Origin of the sequence: Bradyrhizobium sp. 147, assembly GCF_023073935.1 — a bacterium.
Taxonomy (GTDB): Bacteria; Pseudomonadota; Alphaproteobacteria; order Rhizobiales; family Xanthobacteraceae; genus Bradyrhizobium.
In genome coordinates this window covers 25,922-40,160 of sequence record NZ_JADPKL010000110.1, presented here as the reverse complement: position 1 = coordinate 40,160, position 14,239 = coordinate 25,922, and the positions used below count along the sequence as shown (strand labels likewise).

General features: G+C 63.8%; 13 protein-coding genes and 1 tRNA gene. 6 read left to right on the top strand and 8 right to left on the bottom strand.

All coding sequences use genetic code 11. The annotated features are described in order from the left end of the window. Positions 1-165: 165 nt before the first annotated feature. Together IVA87_RS27680 and cysE are read right to left on the bottom strand one after the other, a co-directional pair. The gene (locus IVA87_RS27680; RefSeq protein WP_007602550.1) at positions 166-384 is read right to left on the bottom strand and encodes a DUF3126 family protein; all 219 of its coding nucleotides are present in this window, start codon (positions 382-384) and stop codon (positions 166-168) included. A gap of 126 nt (positions 385-510) precedes the next feature. Continuing rightward, on the bottom strand, positions 511-1,335 hold the full coding sequence (gene cysE / locus IVA87_RS27675) for a serine O-acetyltransferase (RefSeq protein ID WP_247336032.1): 825 nt from the start codon (positions 1,333-1,335) through the stop codon (positions 511-513). 276 nt (positions 1,336-1,611) lie between these two features. On the opposite strand from cysE, the gene IVA87_RS27670 reads away from it, so the two are divergent. Beyond that, positions 1,612-2,988, top strand: a complete 1,377-nt coding sequence (locus IVA87_RS27670) for a hypothetical protein (protein WP_247336031.1) — start codon at positions 1,612-1,614, stop codon at positions 2,986-2,988. On the opposite strand, the gene IVA87_RS27665 is transcribed toward IVA87_RS27670, so the two are convergent. Both IVA87_RS27665 and IVA87_RS27660 read right to left on the bottom strand, forming a co-directional pair. Further along, positions 2,974-3,729, bottom strand: coding sequence for an alpha/beta hydrolase (locus IVA87_RS27665; RefSeq protein WP_247336030.1), 756 nt, complete (start codon positions 3,727-3,729; stop codon positions 2,974-2,976). The genes IVA87_RS27670 and IVA87_RS27665 overlap by 15 nt on opposite strands. Positions 3,730-3,894: 165 nt before the next feature. Further along, entirely contained in the window at positions 3,895-5,031 is a 1,137-nt protein-coding gene (locus IVA87_RS27660; protein WP_247336029.1) for a hypothetical protein, read from the bottom strand. Between the two features lie 305 nt (positions 5,032-5,336). On the opposite strand from IVA87_RS27660, the gene IVA87_RS27655 reads away from it, so the two are divergent. Both IVA87_RS27655 and IVA87_RS27650 read left to right on the top strand, forming a co-directional pair. Further along, a complete protein-coding gene (locus IVA87_RS27655; RefSeq protein ID WP_007602543.1) occupies positions 5,337-5,582 on the top strand; it encodes a zinc-finger domain-containing protein in 246 nt (81 codons plus the stop codon). 19 nt (positions 5,583-5,601) lie between these two features. After that, positions 5,602-6,804: an FAD-dependent monooxygenase gene (locus IVA87_RS27650; RefSeq protein ID WP_247336028.1), complete on the top strand. Its 1,203-nt coding sequence runs from the start codon at positions 5,602-5,604 to the stop codon at positions 6,802-6,804. Between the two features lie 25 nt (positions 6,805-6,829). On the opposite strand, the gene IVA87_RS27645 is transcribed toward IVA87_RS27650, so the two are convergent. Continuing rightward, on the bottom strand, positions 6,830-7,252 hold the full coding sequence (locus tag IVA87_RS27645; RefSeq protein WP_247296309.1) for a twin-arginine translocation pathway signal: 423 nt from the start codon (positions 7,250-7,252) through the stop codon (positions 6,830-6,832). 174 nt (positions 7,253-7,426) lie between these two features. On the opposite strand from IVA87_RS27645, the gene IVA87_RS27640 reads away from it, so the two are divergent. Next, positions 7,427-7,515, top strand: a tRNA-Leu gene (locus tag IVA87_RS27640). A gap of 113 nt (positions 7,516-7,628) precedes the next feature. Here the strand turns inward: IVA87_RS27640 and IVA87_RS27635 are convergent. Further along, positions 7,629-8,918, bottom strand: a complete 1,290-nt coding sequence (locus IVA87_RS27635; protein ID WP_247336027.1) for a hypothetical protein — start codon at positions 8,916-8,918, stop codon at positions 7,629-7,631. Positions 8,919-9,287: 369 nt separating this feature from the next. Between IVA87_RS27635 and IVA87_RS27630 the strand changes: the two genes are divergently transcribed. Then, positions 9,288-10,538, top strand: coding sequence for a multidrug effflux MFS transporter (locus IVA87_RS27630; protein WP_247336026.1), 1,251 nt, complete (start codon positions 9,288-9,290; stop codon positions 10,536-10,538). A 54-nt stretch (positions 10,539-10,592) separates the two neighbouring features. Further along, entirely contained in the window at positions 10,593-10,730 is a 138-nt protein-coding gene (locus IVA87_RS27625) for a hypothetical protein (RefSeq protein ID WP_247280079.1), read from the top strand. Here IVA87_RS27625 and IVA87_RS27620 read toward each other — a convergent pair. Further along, the gene (locus IVA87_RS27620) at positions 10,721-12,334 is read right to left on the bottom strand and encodes a glycosyltransferase family 39 protein (RefSeq protein WP_247336025.1); all 1,614 of its coding nucleotides are present in this window, start codon (positions 12,332-12,334) and stop codon (positions 10,721-10,723) included. The genes IVA87_RS27625 and IVA87_RS27620 overlap by 10 nt on opposite strands. A 233-nt stretch (positions 12,335-12,567) precedes the next feature. Then, on the bottom strand, positions 12,568-14,178 hold the full coding sequence (locus tag IVA87_RS27615) for an ABC transporter substrate-binding protein (RefSeq protein ID WP_247336024.1): 1,611 nt from the start codon (positions 14,176-14,178) through the stop codon (positions 12,568-12,570). Positions 14,179-14,239 lie beyond the last annotated feature (61 nt).

The window sequence follows — 14,239 nt, the reverse complement described above, 5'->3', positions numbered from 1 at the left end:
GATCGCAATCGGCCACGCACTCGATGCCTTCACCGCCGACGAATGCGCCAATTACCTCAAAAATTCAGGCTATCGAACTTAATGCCATCACGCTTTAGCATCGTCACTGCGGGCCAACGGGGCCGCGCTTGCGCGGACCCGTTGGCTCGCAATGACGTGTCACCACTATTCCTGATCGACGAGATCGTCCTCGAGGATCGCCATCTGGAACTGGAACGAGCGATCGTCGTCCTCATCGTCGACGAAGAGCACGCCGATGAACTCCTCGCCGATATAGACCTCGGCGGAATCGTCCTTCTTCGGCCGCGGCACGACGCGAATCTTGGGATTGCCGAATACGCGCTTCAGATACGCATCGAGCTTTCTCACTTCCTTGACGTCCACGGCAAGTCTCCAATCGAAATCTAACTTGGCGGGGTTTACGACGAGACGCGACGAACCGCCAGCATGAATTGCCAACGTGTTTTGGGACGGAAAGGGCCGGAAAATCCTGTTCCGGTCAAACGAAGATCAAAGGCCCATCGCGTTGATCATCTGATCCATGGTGCGCGACGGCTCGGCGCAGCCGGCTTCACCGACGATCTTGGCGGGGACGCCCGCAACCGTGACGTTGTGCGGTACCGGCTTGACCACGACCGAGCCGGCGGCGATGCGTGCGCAATGGCCGATCTCGATGTTGCCGAGGATCTTTGCGCCGGCGCCGATCAGCACGCCATGGCGGATCTTCGGATGACGGTCCTCATTCTCCTTGCCGGTGCCGCCGAGCGTGACACCGTGCAGGATCGAGACGTCGTCCTCGATGACAGCCGTCTCACCGCAGACGAAACCGGTGGCGTGGTCGAGGAAGATGCCGCGGCCGATGCGCGCTGCGGGATTGATATCGGTCTGGAACACCGCCGAGGCGCGGCTTTGGAGGTAGTATGCGAAATCCTTGCGGCCCTTTAGATAGAGCCAATGCGCCAAGCGATGGGTCTGGATCGCATGAAAGCCCTTGAAGTAGAGCAAGGGATCGATGAAGCGCGAAGTCGCGGGATCGCGGTCGTAGACGGCGACGAGATCGGCGCGGAAGGCGTTGCCGAGATCGGGATCGTCGCGCAGCGCCTCGTCATAGGTCTGGCGCACAAGATCGCCCGACAGCGCGGAGTGATCGAGCCGGTCGGCGAGACGGTGAATCACGGAATCTTCCAGGCGACTGTGATGCAGCACCGTCGAATAGATGAAGGTGGCAAGCTCGGGCTCGCGATGGACGATGTCTTCCGCCTCGCCCCGGATCCGGTCCCAGATCGGATCGAGCGATGCGAGCTTTCCTCCCGGATTGACCTGATGCACTGACATGGGATCTGCTCTTTCGAATGGGCTCGTTTTGTTGGTTCTATAGCACAGTCTAGGCGACAAAGTCCTGACCGGCTTGCCTGAGAGTGAACAGTGCCTTGCCTCGCCACACCAAGCCAAAGTACTGATATACAAGACTTTCTTCTGACGCCCCCAAGCGGCAAGGTCGGCTGAAGGTGGTCAGAGTTTTGCCAAATTCAAGCCGGGCCGCGTCAAACTATTGGTGAATTCTCCCCCAACCGTTATTGCGGGCATGGTCCGAGCGAGGACGGAGCAGATTTGAGCATCACCACCGACCAATTGCGCGCGCGCGCCGCTGACACGTTCTGGCTGCGGCTGGCCGCAATGGCCCTGCCCCTCCTGATGATCGCGCCGGCGTTCTGGAACGGCTATCCCTTGTTGCAATGGGATACCGGCGGCTATCTGGCCCGCTGGTACGAGGGCTATCTCGTCCCGAGCCGCTCCACCGTGTTCGGCCTTTACCTGCACTATGGCGAGGGTTTTGGTTTCTGGCTCAACCTCGCGGTCCAGTCGCTGGCGGCGCTGTGGCTGTTGCAGCTCAGCTTGCGCGTGCTCGGCCTGATGCAGACCTTCCGCTTCGTCGCGATCAGTCTGCTCCTGATCCTGTCGACCGCCCTGCCCTGGCTGGCCAGCATGCTGCTCACCGACATCTTTGCGGGACTGTCGGTGCTGTCGCTGTTCCTCCTGGTCATCGGACGACACCGCACCTCGGTGCCCGAAAAAATCGCGCTGTTCGTCTTCACCGCCTTTGCCGCAGCGACCCACAGCGCGACGCTCGGCGTGCTGCTCGGTCTGTGCGCCGCCGGCTGGATGGCGCGGCCGCTCCTTGGGCGTCGCCTTCCGCTTGCGGGACTGGCGCTGGCGAGTCTCAGCATCGTCGCGGGCGGCCTGATGCTGATGTCGGCGAATTATGCGCTGTCGGGCAAATGGACCTGGACGCCCGGCGGCTATGGCGTCGCCTTCGGTCGCATGATGCAGGACGGCATCGTGGCGCGCTATCTCAACGACCATTGCCCGCGCGAACACTACAAGCTCTGCCCCTATCGCAACGAGCTGCCGGCGAGCGCCGACGAGTTTCTGTGGGGCAAGAGCATGTTCAACACCCTCGGCCGCTTCGATGGGCTGAACGAGGAGATGGGCTACATCGTCGTGCATTCACTCGCGGACTATCCGGCCTGGCAGGTCGGCGCGGCGCTGCGGGCGATCGGGCAACAATTGCTGCATGTCGCAACCGGCGAAGGCACCAACGGCTGGATCCCGCACACCTACGGCATCATCGAACGTTACGTGCCTTCGCAAGTCGCGCCGATGCGCGCGGCGCGACAGCAGCACTGGGCCGTCAATTTCGACGGCGTCAACTGGCTGCACGTCCCCGCCGCGCTGGCCTCGATGGCGGCACTCGTCGTGCTGCTGGTGCATGCGCTCGCCAAGCGCCGGCTCGACGATCTGACGCTGCTGGCAGCAACCGTGTCGCTGGCGCTGCTCGGTAATGCCTTCATCTGCGGCGTGATCTCGGGCCCGCACGACCGCTATGGCGCGCGGATGGCGTGGCTTGCGACCTTCGTGGTGCTGACGGCTCTGTTTCGCTCATTCGGTGACGACACGCTGGCGGATGAGACCTCAGCCGCGGCGTGAGAGGAAATCGAGCACGCCGGTCTTGTAGACCTTATCGCCGACCGCCCGCATGTGATCGCGGCCCGGGATATCGAGCACTTGCGCGCCCGGGATGATCGCACCGAGTGCGCCGGCAGAGCCTGCGACGTCGTCGGCGGTGCCGACCGCGATCAGCACCGGCACCTCGATCCGTGCAGCCTGCTGCCTCGTCATGAGATCGCGCGTGCCGCGGAGGCAGGCGGCGAGTGCACGACGGTCCGAGCGGGTCTGATCGGCGAAGGCGCGGAAGGTGCGCCCAACGGGATCGGTGACGTCCTCGAGCGAGGGTGCCTCCAGCGCCTTGGCGACGTTTTCGCCGGGGCCGGTACCCTCGATCAGACCGCCGACGCCGATGCCGCCGAGGATCGCCGAGCGAAGGCGCTGCGGCTCGTGGAGCGCAAGCCACGCCGCCATCCGTCCACCCATCGAATAGCCCATGATGTCGGCCTGCGGGATAGCGAGATGATCCATCAGTGCCAGCACGTCGCCGGCCATGACTGGGATCGAGTATTGCTGGGGCTCGTAGAGCTTCGCACTCTCGCCGTGGCCGCGATTGTCGAGTGCGATGACACGGCGGCCATTCTTGCGCAGTTCCGAGACCCAGGTCGGATAGACCCAGTTCACGTTCTTGCTGGAAGCAAAGCCGTGCACGAGAATGATCGGGTCGCCCTCACCTTCGTCGAGATAGGCAATTTCAACGGCGCCGTTATGGAAGCTCGGCATCATCAGTTCCGCAGGTCTTGAGGGGGAAAAGTCGATCTTAGAGCACGATCCGGACGAGTGTGCAGCGGGTTTTTCAGTCCACAAACGCGGAACGCGTTTGCGCGGAGATCATGCTCAAACAATAGCCTCTATCGCGGCTACGAATGACCTCAATCTCATCGCGCTTCAGACCCTGAGGGCTGCATCCGCCAGAGCGGCCTCGGCGGCCCCTTGCGCCCGGCGGAGCCGCCGCGCGCGCCTGCGATCACACCAGGCCTGGGTCAGGCGCTCGGTGGTCGCCTTGATCGAGGACAGCAATCCCAACAGGGTCAGCGCCGCGCCGAATAGCCAGAGCGTCAGATCGAACGCACCGCCGATGAGGAGCAGCGCGCCGCGGCCAAGCAGTTTCATGATGGCGCGGGTCTTGCCGCCCTGCGCTTCCGCGAGCCGGGCCGCGCGCGCCACATCTTTCGGGCCTTCGGCGATCCGCAACGTGTCCATCGCCCCGCGCGTGCCGGTCTTTCCGGCGACGCGCGTGACGTCCTTGCCGAGCCGAACCAGCGCGCCGGCCTTTTCGGCGCGGAACGCAGCCTTGATCGCACTCACGGTCTCGCCCGGCCGCAGCACCGAACCCTTGGCGACCGCGTTCTGAAGCATCGGCGTGTCAACGATCTCGCGCGCGGAACGGCCGGCCCACGCGGCCAGCCCCTCGCCGAGCCGCCCCACCTTGCGTGCGTCCTTCACCAGCGTCAGCCCGGCGCGCACCGGCGCGGCACCACCGACGGTGACGTAGGTCGCCGCCGTCACCGCAAGGCCTGCCGCCGCAAGCCCCAGCACGAGGCGGTCGGTATCCTCACCCATGGCGAGGTGCTTGCCTTCGCGGACGACGTCCCTGATGTCGCCGATTACGAAGAGATCGCCGGCCGCCGTTCCCGACAGGCTCGCGACGTCGTCGGCATTGCCGGTGACGAGACCGGTGGCAAATCGTTTGGCGAAATGGGAGGTGGAATTCTCGGTTTTGACCGCATCGCTGACGCGGTTCAGCAGGTCGTCCGGCAGCGCGATGTTGCGGTCACGCGCGAGCGCGACGAAACTGTCGGCGAGATCGGCGTCGCCTGCGGCGAGCGCAGCCTCGATGTTGTCCTGAACAAGGCGATCGTTCTGCCGCAGCAGCGCATCGAGCTTGAGCTCGGAGAGCACCGCGGGATCATCCTGGGCAGCGAGGATCGCGCCGGCCTCGCGCGCATGCGGCGCAACCTGCGCGAGCAGGAACGCGCATGCCGCGACACCGGTCAACGCTGTGCTGATTCGCAGCCATTTCATGCGGAAAGCCTGGACGGTCCTAAAATCGTTGACGCCTGACGATACGTCTGTCGTCGCAATTGCGCTCGTCCACAGACATAGTATGCCGAAATTGCGGCACAACGTCCCCGACGAAAGAAGGGCTTCTCTCAAGCCGCAAGATTGTGTCGAATTTGCATGAGCAAATGAACATGGGGCAATTGCGGAGCTTTCGGTTCCGCTGGACTAGCAATCATCTACACCCGCCAGTATGGTCCGCGGCGCCTTACTAATGCCGCGTCAGTTTGATTGTATCTGCCGCCATTGCCACTCCAGGATGAACTACGATGTCCGACCATGTCGTCCCGCACTTCCATAACGATGCCGGTGTTCCCGTCATCGAGATCGGCTCGCAAGAGTTCATGTGCGTGGGCGCCAATCCTCCGTTCGATCATCCGCACGTCTTCCTCGATCTCGGCAACGATAACGAGATCATCTGCCCCTATTGCTCGACGCTGTACCGCTTCGCGGCCGACCTGAAGGCGGGCGAGGCCCGTCCGCCAGAATGCGTGCTGAAGGACAAGGTGGCCTGACCGCTCTCATCGGTCAGGGGTGGCGCTCTCCAGAACGATTGTCATCGCCGGTGCCGGCATCGGTGGACTGACGGCCGCGCTGGCGCTCGCGGCCCGCGGCTTCCGCATCGTCGTGCTGGAAAAGGCCGAGCGCCTCGAGGAAGCCGGCGCCGGTCTGCAACTCTCCCCCAATGCCAGCCGCGTGCTGGTCGAGCTCGGCCTGACCGAAGGCCTCAAGCTGGGCGCCGTGACCCCGGAAGCGGTCTCGATCATGAGCGCGCGCGCCGGCGGCGAGCTGCTGCGCATGCCGCTTGGCGAGGCAGCCTCCGCGCGCGCCGGCGCCCCCTATTGGGTGGTGCACCGCGCCGATCTGCAATCGGCGCTCGCCGGCGCGGTGTCCGACCATCCTGATATCGACCTGAAGCTGGGCGCAACCTTCGAGGACGTCGCGCCTCACACCAAGGGGCTGACGGTGGTCCATCGCAGCGGCACGATCCGCCGCAGCGATCTTGCTAGCGCATTGATCGGCGCCGACGGCATCTGGTCGACGGTCCGCCAGCATCTGTTTCCCGACGTGCAGCCGCGCTTTTCAGGCCTGATCGCCTGGCGCGGCACGCTCGATGCAACGCAACTGCCGAAGGACTACACCGCGCGCCGGGTGCAGCTCTGGATGGGCCCGAACGCCCATCTGGTGGCCTATCCGATCGCGGGCGGACGCCAGATCAACGTGGTCGCGGTGCTGCCGGGCACGTGGAACAGGCCGGGCTGGAGCACGCCCGGCGATCCTCTCGAGGTGATGGAAGCTTTCGCCGCACCGCGCTGGCCGCCATCGGCGCGGATGATGCTCGCCGCAGTAGGCAGCTGGCGGAAATGGGCGCTGTTCGGCGTGCCTGACGGCTGTCCCTGGAGCAAGGGTCCGGTCGGGCTGCTCGGCGATGCCGTGCATGCGATGCTGCCGTTCGCAGCGCAGGGCGCCGGCATGGCGATCGAGGATGCCGCCGTGCTCGCCCGGCATTTGAGCGTCGAGGCGGCCGAGAGCACCGCCGACATCACAGCCGCGCTAACGCAATATGGCCGCGCGCGCCAAGCCCGCGTGCGGCGGGTGCAGCGGACCGCGCGACAGCAGGGCCGCATCTATCATTTCAGCGGGCCGCTCGCGATCGCGCGCGATCTTGCGATCCGCGCACTCGGACCGGACCGCATGCTGGCGCGGCAGGACTGGATCTACAACTGGCGGCCTTGAAGCGAGGTACCGCCGGCGCGGTGCCTCAGCGGATCGCTTTTCCGGATTTCGACGCCGGCTTGGCAGCGGATGACGGCGGCGTGGCGGGCGGTGTCGGCTCGGGCGGTGTCTCCCGGCACCTGTTGCGGCGCCAGGCCTCGTCGGCAAGTTGGGCTTGGCCCCGCACTGCGATGTAGTCGTTGCGATAGGCAAGCTCGGACACGACCGCGCCGCCAGCGCCGGTCTCCGCCTTGTCCATCAGCCGCTGCAAATCGGCCGTGCGGTTGGCGAGCGCCTTGCGCTCGGTCTCGAGCTGCTTGCAGTCGTACAATTCGTATTTGCCGGGATCGGCGAAGGCCGGCGCGACCGTCTCGCTCATGCCGGCGCAGCCGGACAGCGCGACGCCGGCCGCAAGCGGCGCGAGGAGCGCGCCGAAGCCGCGCAGGAGACAGGAAAACGAAGCAGCCATGCTGGATGAATAGCCCCCGTGGATTGAGAATGCCTAAAGCAACAACAAATGTCCGGATTGAGGCTTTGCCTTGTGCGCCCGGCTCGCTTAAGGAAGGACCGCCCCATCCGGCCGGCAAGACGCCAATTCCAGGCGGCCGGGAGTGGCCTTAAGTGATTGATCTCGTTGGATCAAGCGGGCATGGCGGAATTGGTAGACGCAAGGGACTTAAAATCCCTCGGCGCGCAAGCGCTGTGCCGGTTCGACCCCGGCTGCCCGCACCATCGGTGCTGATGACGCTCGCCTGCGTGCAGATCCGCCAAGCAGGCAACCGAACCAGCTGGAGTCGCGGCGGCAAAGCGCCCTTGTTCTGGCACTGCGGACGCGGCGACATTGCTCATGGTTGCACGCCTTCGGTCTCAAGGCGCTTCGGCTCGGCGCGAAAATCGAGCAGCAGGATCCAGAAGCATGACAGGGAAACGACGAGAAGGGCGAAAGTGCCCTCGATCATCGCTCCCAAAAGCGACATCAGCGCCGGAACGAGGAGTCCAATCGAGAGACATGCGGCAAGAGCCAGGGCCGGAAGATCGACGATGAGGATGGCAGCATAGAGCGCAAGCTCGAAGAAGGCATATTCCTTGAGGCGCGGCGAGCTGAGATAGAGCGCAAACATGGCGAGCATCGTGACGCGCATGGCCGCGCGGGGATGATCCATCAGCCAGCGATCCAGCCGCTTCAGAACCGATGCCCCTTCCCGCGCCGGCTGGCTTGCGGTCACGCGGAAGATGGACAGAGCGAACGGCACGAGCACGAGCGCTAACGCGGCGCACGCATATGTCGCGAATATGGCCGGCTTGCTTTCACCGAGGCCGGCATGATCCATGAGGTTTCGCGCTAGCAGCAGCAGCGACGGATTGATCTCGAAGAGATCGACGACGTGTTGGTCGGGGATTTCTTGGGCCATCGCAAGCCGCCAGCTTGCGAACAGATCGGGATATTCCAGCCCCGATATCAGGATCGGCAATGCGAAGCTGAATGTCGCCACCGCGATCAGCGCCAGCTTGCGGCCGCACGGCAGGGGCAGGAAGTAAAGCGCGGCCAGAACAGGAAAGAACACCAACTTGAACGACATCACGAAACCGAGCAACGCAGCGCCCGCGACGCGGAGCAAAGAGTTGCGCCCCTCCAACGCTCCGGAGGATGGCGGAGGAAGCAGGAGCCTCAGCGCGATCGCGGTCAGCAGTCCGCTCAGGATCGCGAAGTTGCCCGACGCCTGCACCCATTCGAAACCGACGAACGCGCCGAGCGCGCACAGCACCTTGAGCGCAGCATCGCGCGCGCTCGGGCCCGTTCGGCCGAGCCCGGGTAAGAGAAGGCCGCAGAGCGCGGCGAGGACGAGAAAGATTCCTCTGTAGTGATCGAGCAGAAAGCCGCCCGCGCATAGGGGGCGAAAGACGTCCAGCGTCACCGGCAGATAGGGGTAGGAGAGCTTGGTGCCCTTCAGGTTCTTGACGAAATAAGGATCGAGTCCGCCGAAATACGCGTCGACCGCAGCGCAATTCACGCGAATGTCCCAGCCATAGTCATATTTCAAATCGAGCCTGGCGTCGTTAGCGAGATTGCCGAGCACCAGCAGCGCCGTCAGCGCGATCAGGCCGGCAAGCCAGACGTTGCGCCTCGTGGCCATGTTGGCCGTGGGCTCCAACCATCGTGCTGCACCTGACATCTCGGACATCGGCGGATACCTTGTCTGGCTTGTTTCTCTCGGCGCCACTGCGGCGCGTCATCATCTCAGCCGCACTCTGGGCAGGATGCGTTTCGGTTTTATCCTGCCGGAGGGACACGCCGCGCCGGACGCCAATCTTTAGGACGGCATGGTAAATCACTGGTTTTCCGGCCGCGTGAGATTGCGCGATCCGCGGGATCCAGCGGCAGGGAACACTGGTCTCTCACCAATTCTTGTCCGCTCCGCCTGCGCCTGACAGCCATCCCGAAACGGGGGTTGTGCAACGCAACATCGGACTAAATAAAGCTCTCAATTTCAGAGGTGAGCTTCTTGTCCGACATCAATGCCGATGACTGGGTGTCCTCCGGACACCGTCCCATGGGTTTTCCCGAATTCGTCATCGTGATCGCGTCCATCATGGCGTTGAATCCGCTTGCGATGGACATGATGCTGCCGGCGCTGCCCAACATCGGCGCGGCCTTCCAGATTCCTATCGCCAACCATCTTCAACTGGTGCTGTCGACCTTCCTGGTCGGCTTCGGCGCGGGCCAGTTCGTCATGGGCCCGTTGTCGGACCGTTTTGGCCGCCGCCCCGTGCTGCTCGGCGGCATGGCGGTCTATGCGGTGGCGAGCGTGCTGGCGGTGGCAGCACCCTCGTTCGAGACGTTGCTGCTGGCGCGCGCGCTGCAAGGGCTCGGCACCTCGGCGACGCGCGTGATCGCGACCTCGATCGTGCGCGACTGCTACGTCGGCCGCCGCATGGCGAGCGTGATGTCGCTCGCGATGATGGTATTCATCGCGGTGCCCGTGGTCGCCCCCTCGTTCGGACAGGCGGTGCTGCTGGTGACGGCCTGGCGCGGCATCTTCGTCGTGCTGATGCTCTACGGCCTGCTCGCGCTCGCATGGTGCGTGCTGCGGCTGCCTGAAACCCTTCCCGAGTCCGAGCGCAGGTCGTTGGCGCCCGCCGACGTGCTCTCGGCGTTCCGGCAGACCGTGACGAATCGCCAGACCATCGGCTACGCTACGGCCGCCGGCAGCGTCATCGGCGCGCTGTTTGCCTACGTCTTCTGCGCCCAGCAGGTCTTCACCGGCATCTATCATCTCGGCCATTACTTCCCGCTCGCTTTCGCGGCGATTGCGGCTGGCACCGCCATCGCCGGCTTTCTCAATGCGAGGCTGGTCGGTCGGCTCGGCATGCGTGTGATCTCGCACGGGGCACTCATGCTCTACACCGCGGTCGCCGGCGTGATGCTGCTCACTGAAAGCCTCGGCGTGCTGCCGCTATCCTTGTTCATGGCGCTCTCCGCCCTGATGATGTTCTCGTTCGGCATGATGGTCGCCAACTTCACCGCGCTCGCGATGGAGCCGCAGGGCCACATCGCCGGCACCGCCTCCTCGCTCTACGGCTCGATCACGACGCTGATCGGAATCGTGGTCGGCATGGCGATCGGACAGAGCTTCGACGGCACGCTGCTGCCGTTCTCGGTCGGCTTCTTCCTGTCGACCCTTGCGGCGCTTGCGATCGTGCTGGTGGTGGAGAAAGGGCAGCTGTTCAAGCCGCATCATCGCCCCGCCACCTGAGGAACTTCCCGCTCCCCTCGATGTTGTACCGCAGCAATTCGAGAGGACGACGAGATGGGACTGAAACACCGCGAAGACCGCGAGCCGGAACAGCAGGAGCAGGAGCGTTCAGAGCCGGCCGCTGAGCGGACCACGTCCACGACGCCTTTGGCGAGCGAAGGGCTCGAACAGTTGCGCGACAGTCACTGCTGATCACGAAGTCTGATCGGTCGCCGCCTGCTGGCGCTGAAATCATCCGCAGCGCCTTCGTGCGCCGGCCCGCTTCCCCGCGGGGGCACCATCAGCACGATTACCTGCCGCGCCAGACCGGGCAGGCCCCACAAATTGGCCTGTACCCTGAACTCGCGTCGGACGACGTGTTCGACTTTCGAGGACGCCCATTCCATCCAGCGGCCGCAATGGTCCTGGCCGCGGAAACACGCCGCGGCCCAGCCTCGGTCGGGCGTCGTCTTGCGCTGCAAGCCCGAACCGTATTCAGACTCGAACGGTCGTGCATAATACGGATGATCGGGGCTGTAGAACGCCGTCGCAAAGGCCAGCGAATCATCACCACTGACGGCGCTGAGCGGCGTACCGGTCAGCTCGCGCCACTCGCGCGTCAATTCGCTGGCCACCTGCGCGTAGAAATTCCTGCCTTCTTCGTAGCCGTGATCGTTGCGATAGACGGCATGGATCGGCGCGGCGACCAGGACGGCGGCGAGCGCGACGCCGGCCACGATCACGGTGAGGTTGACCGTGTAGAAGCGCTCGATCGGATAGCGCGCGCCGCACACCACGAGAACGGCGAACAGGAACAGCCCCTGCAATGCCCACAGCGAGGGCAGATCGGTGCCCATCACGAGGGATGTCAGTACCGGCAGCGCGATCGTGCCTATGGCAACGTAGAACAGAAGTCGCAGTCCCGGACGCATCGCGGCGAAGTCGGCCGGAAACTGCTTCAATCGCGTGCCGGCGATGAATACCCAGGTCAAGGCCGACACGATCATCGCCGCCGCCAGCCCGAGCAGGAAGTTCCTGGCTTCGCCGAGCGAGCTTAGGACATTGCCGTTGGCGTGCGCCAACGCATAGCTGAAGGTCGGCGCTCCCGTCGTCGCGAGCCAATAAATGTGTGGTGATAGCGCCGCCAGCCCGACCACCACCGATATCCAGGGCGAAGCGGAGGTAAAATAGGCGCGCCGCGCCGGGTGCGCCAGCGCAGCAAACGCGAAGCTCGCGACGAGAAAGATCGAATAATACTTGCCGACCATTGCCAGCGCTGTCGTGCATCCTGCCGCGACTGCCCACGATGCGGCGCGCGTCTCGAACGCGCGCAGGAAGCACCAGGTCGCCAGCGGCCAGACCGCGAGCAGCACGGCATTGGCATTGAAGCGCTGGGCGTGGAATTGATAGGCGGGCGTCAGCATCAGCAGCAGAAGCACCAGGATGCGTTTATCTCCGGTCACGAACTGCCGTGCGATCCGGTCGACGAAGACCAGTGCAAGCCCGGCATTGGCCATTGCCATCGATTGCAGCGACCAGTCGCTGAGCGGAAAGACGGAGGTCCAGCCAGCGGCAATCCATCCCATCAACGGGGGATGCTTGTGATAGCCCCAGGCGAAATGCCGTCCCAACGTCCAGGCCTCGAGCGTATCAGGGTGCAGACCACCGCCGGCATAGGCGATCGCCAGATAGAGCGTCCAGATCGCAACGAAGCATGCAATGAGAAGCGGCACGGCCCAGCCTAGCTCGACGCCATCGAGCCAATGCAGGAAAGGTCGCCGCCAACGCGCCGGCGCGCGATCGGAACGTTCGGCCATCGCCTGGAATGCGAAATGGTTCGGCAAAGGAACTAAATCTGAGGGAGAGAAAGTGATGCGTGAGACGACACATCTATTTCAAGATCGAAACAAATAGCAATGATCGGAAATCGGAAGGGTTAAGAGTTCCGCCGGTTTCAAGCTGACGCGAAGCTGACAAAAGACAACGGCGCCGCTGATGACAGCGGCGCCGCAGGATGATCGAGACGATGGCGCGAGAATACGCCTTCCGCTCACTCCGATTTGTCGACGTTCCAGAACAGCGGCGTCGCGGGCCCGTCGAGCACGCCGGTCAGCGATTTGCGCCAGCCGCTCGGCAGGAGATACTGCCCCAGCGGGATGTAAATCACCTGTTCATAGGCTTCCTTCTGGATGTCCGCGGCGATCTTCTTCTGCTCGTCGATCGAGGACGCGCGGACGAAGGCATCCTTGAGCTGCTCGATCTTGGCGTCTTCCGCCCAGCCGAACCAGCCGCCCTTCTTGCCCTGGCCGCCGATCGAGAGATTGGCGATCGGGTTGGAGACGTCGGCCGCGACCCAGTTGGTGAAGAACATGTTCCAGCCGCCCTCCTTCGGGGGCTTCTGGCTGGCGCGGCGGCTTACCACCGTCTGCCAATCGGTCGCTTGCAGATCGACCTTGAAGCCGGCCTCGCGCAGCAGCTGGGCCGCAACGATAGGCTGCGCCTTGAGCGTCGTGACGTCGCCTGGGGCCATGATCACGACCGGGGTGCCGTCATAGCCGGACTCGGCGAGCGCCTTCTTGGCCTCCGCCATGCCGTTGCCCTTCACCAGGGTCTCGGCGCCCACCTCGGTTGCGAGCGGCGTATCGCACACGAAAAAGGCGCCACAGATCTTCTGGTATTTCGGGTTTCCGACCAGCGCGTCGAGCACGTCCTTCTGGTTCATCGCCAGGAAGGCTGCGCGGCGCACTTTGACGTTGTCGAACGGTGGATAAAGGAAGTTCATGCGGCCGAGCGTCTGAAAACCGAACTTGTTCGAGACCTCGATCGTGAGCTCGTTGTTCGCCTCCAGTATCGGCAGCATATCGTAGGGCAGATTTTCCATGAAATCGATATCGCCCGACTGCAGCGCGTTTACCGCAGTTTGCGAGTCCGGCATGGTGATCCATTCGACGCGGTCGACCTTCACCACCTTGCCGCCCGAGGTCCAGCTCGCCGGCTCCTTGCGCGGCACGTAATCGGTGTTCTTGACGTAGACCGCCTTCACGCCCGGCTGGAATTCCGACTGCACGAACTTGAAGGGACCCGAGCCGATCTGCTCCGGGATCTGCTTGTCCGGCGGCGTCTCGGCGAGGCGCTTCGGCATCATGAAGGCGACGCGCGAAGAGGGTTTTCCGATGGAGTCCAGCACGAGGCCGTACGGCTCCTTCAGCTTCAACGTGATGGTCTTGGCGTCGGTCGCCTCAATGCTCGCGGTGAAGTCCATCAGCTTCTGGCCCATGCCGTCGACCGCGGCCCAACGCTTCAGCGAGGCGACGCAGTCTTCCGCCGTCACAGGCGCACCATCATGCCACTTCAGGCCATCGCGCAGCGTGAAGGTGTAAGTGAGCTTGTCGTCGGAAACCTTCCAATCCGCCATCTGGGGCTGGATCTTGAAATTTGAATCGGTGGCAACCAGCGTGTCGTACACCATGTAGCCATGGTCCCGCGTGATGTAGGCCGTGGTGAAGATCGGATCGATGATGCGCAGATCCGAATGCATCACCGCCGTAAGAGTCTTGCCGGCAGCAAGCACGTGCGAGGCCAAACCGACCGAAAGCGCGACGACCGACAGCGCAAGTTTGGAGGCGAACGCGCGAGACCCCCGCCGCATGAAGTTGAACATGGAAAGTTTCTCCTGACGTGAAACTGTTCAAAGGCAGATTATTGATTGAGCATCCGGTTCG

Excerpts from the sequence above, each read along its gene's own strand:
- cysE (WP_247336032.1), bottom strand. The coding sequence starts at position 1,335 with ATGTCAGTGCATCAGGTCAATCCGGGAGGAAAGCTCGCATCGCTCGAT.
- IVA87_RS27665 (WP_247336030.1), bottom strand. The coding sequence starts at position 3,729 with ATGCCGAGCTTCCATAACGGCGCCGTTGAAATTGCCTATCTCGACGAA.
- IVA87_RS27660 (WP_247336029.1), bottom strand. The coding sequence starts at position 5,031 with ATGAAATGGCTGCGAATCAGCACAGCGTTGACCGGTGTCGCGGCATGC.
- IVA87_RS27655 (WP_007602543.1), top strand. The coding sequence starts at position 5,337 with ATGTCCGACCATGTCGTCCCGCACTTCCATAACGATGCCGGTGTTCCC.
- IVA87_RS27645 (WP_247296309.1), bottom strand. The coding sequence starts at position 7,252 with ATGGCTGCTTCGTTTTCCTGTCTCCTGCGCGGCTTCGGCGCGCTCCTC.
- IVA87_RS27635 (WP_247336027.1), bottom strand. The coding sequence starts at position 8,918 with ATGGCCACGAGGCGCAACGTCTGGCTTGCCGGCCTGATCGCGCTGACG.
- IVA87_RS27625 (WP_247280079.1), top strand. The coding sequence starts at position 10,593 with ATGGGACTGAAACACCGCGAAGACCGCGAGCCGGAACAGCAGGAGCAG.
- IVA87_RS27620 (WP_247336025.1), bottom strand. The coding sequence starts at position 12,334 with ATGGCCGAACGTTCCGATCGCGCGCCGGCGCGTTGGCGGCGACCTTTC.
- IVA87_RS27615 (WP_247336024.1), bottom strand. The coding sequence starts at position 14,178 with ATGTTCAACTTCATGCGGCGGGGGTCTCGCGCGTTCGCCTCCAAACTT.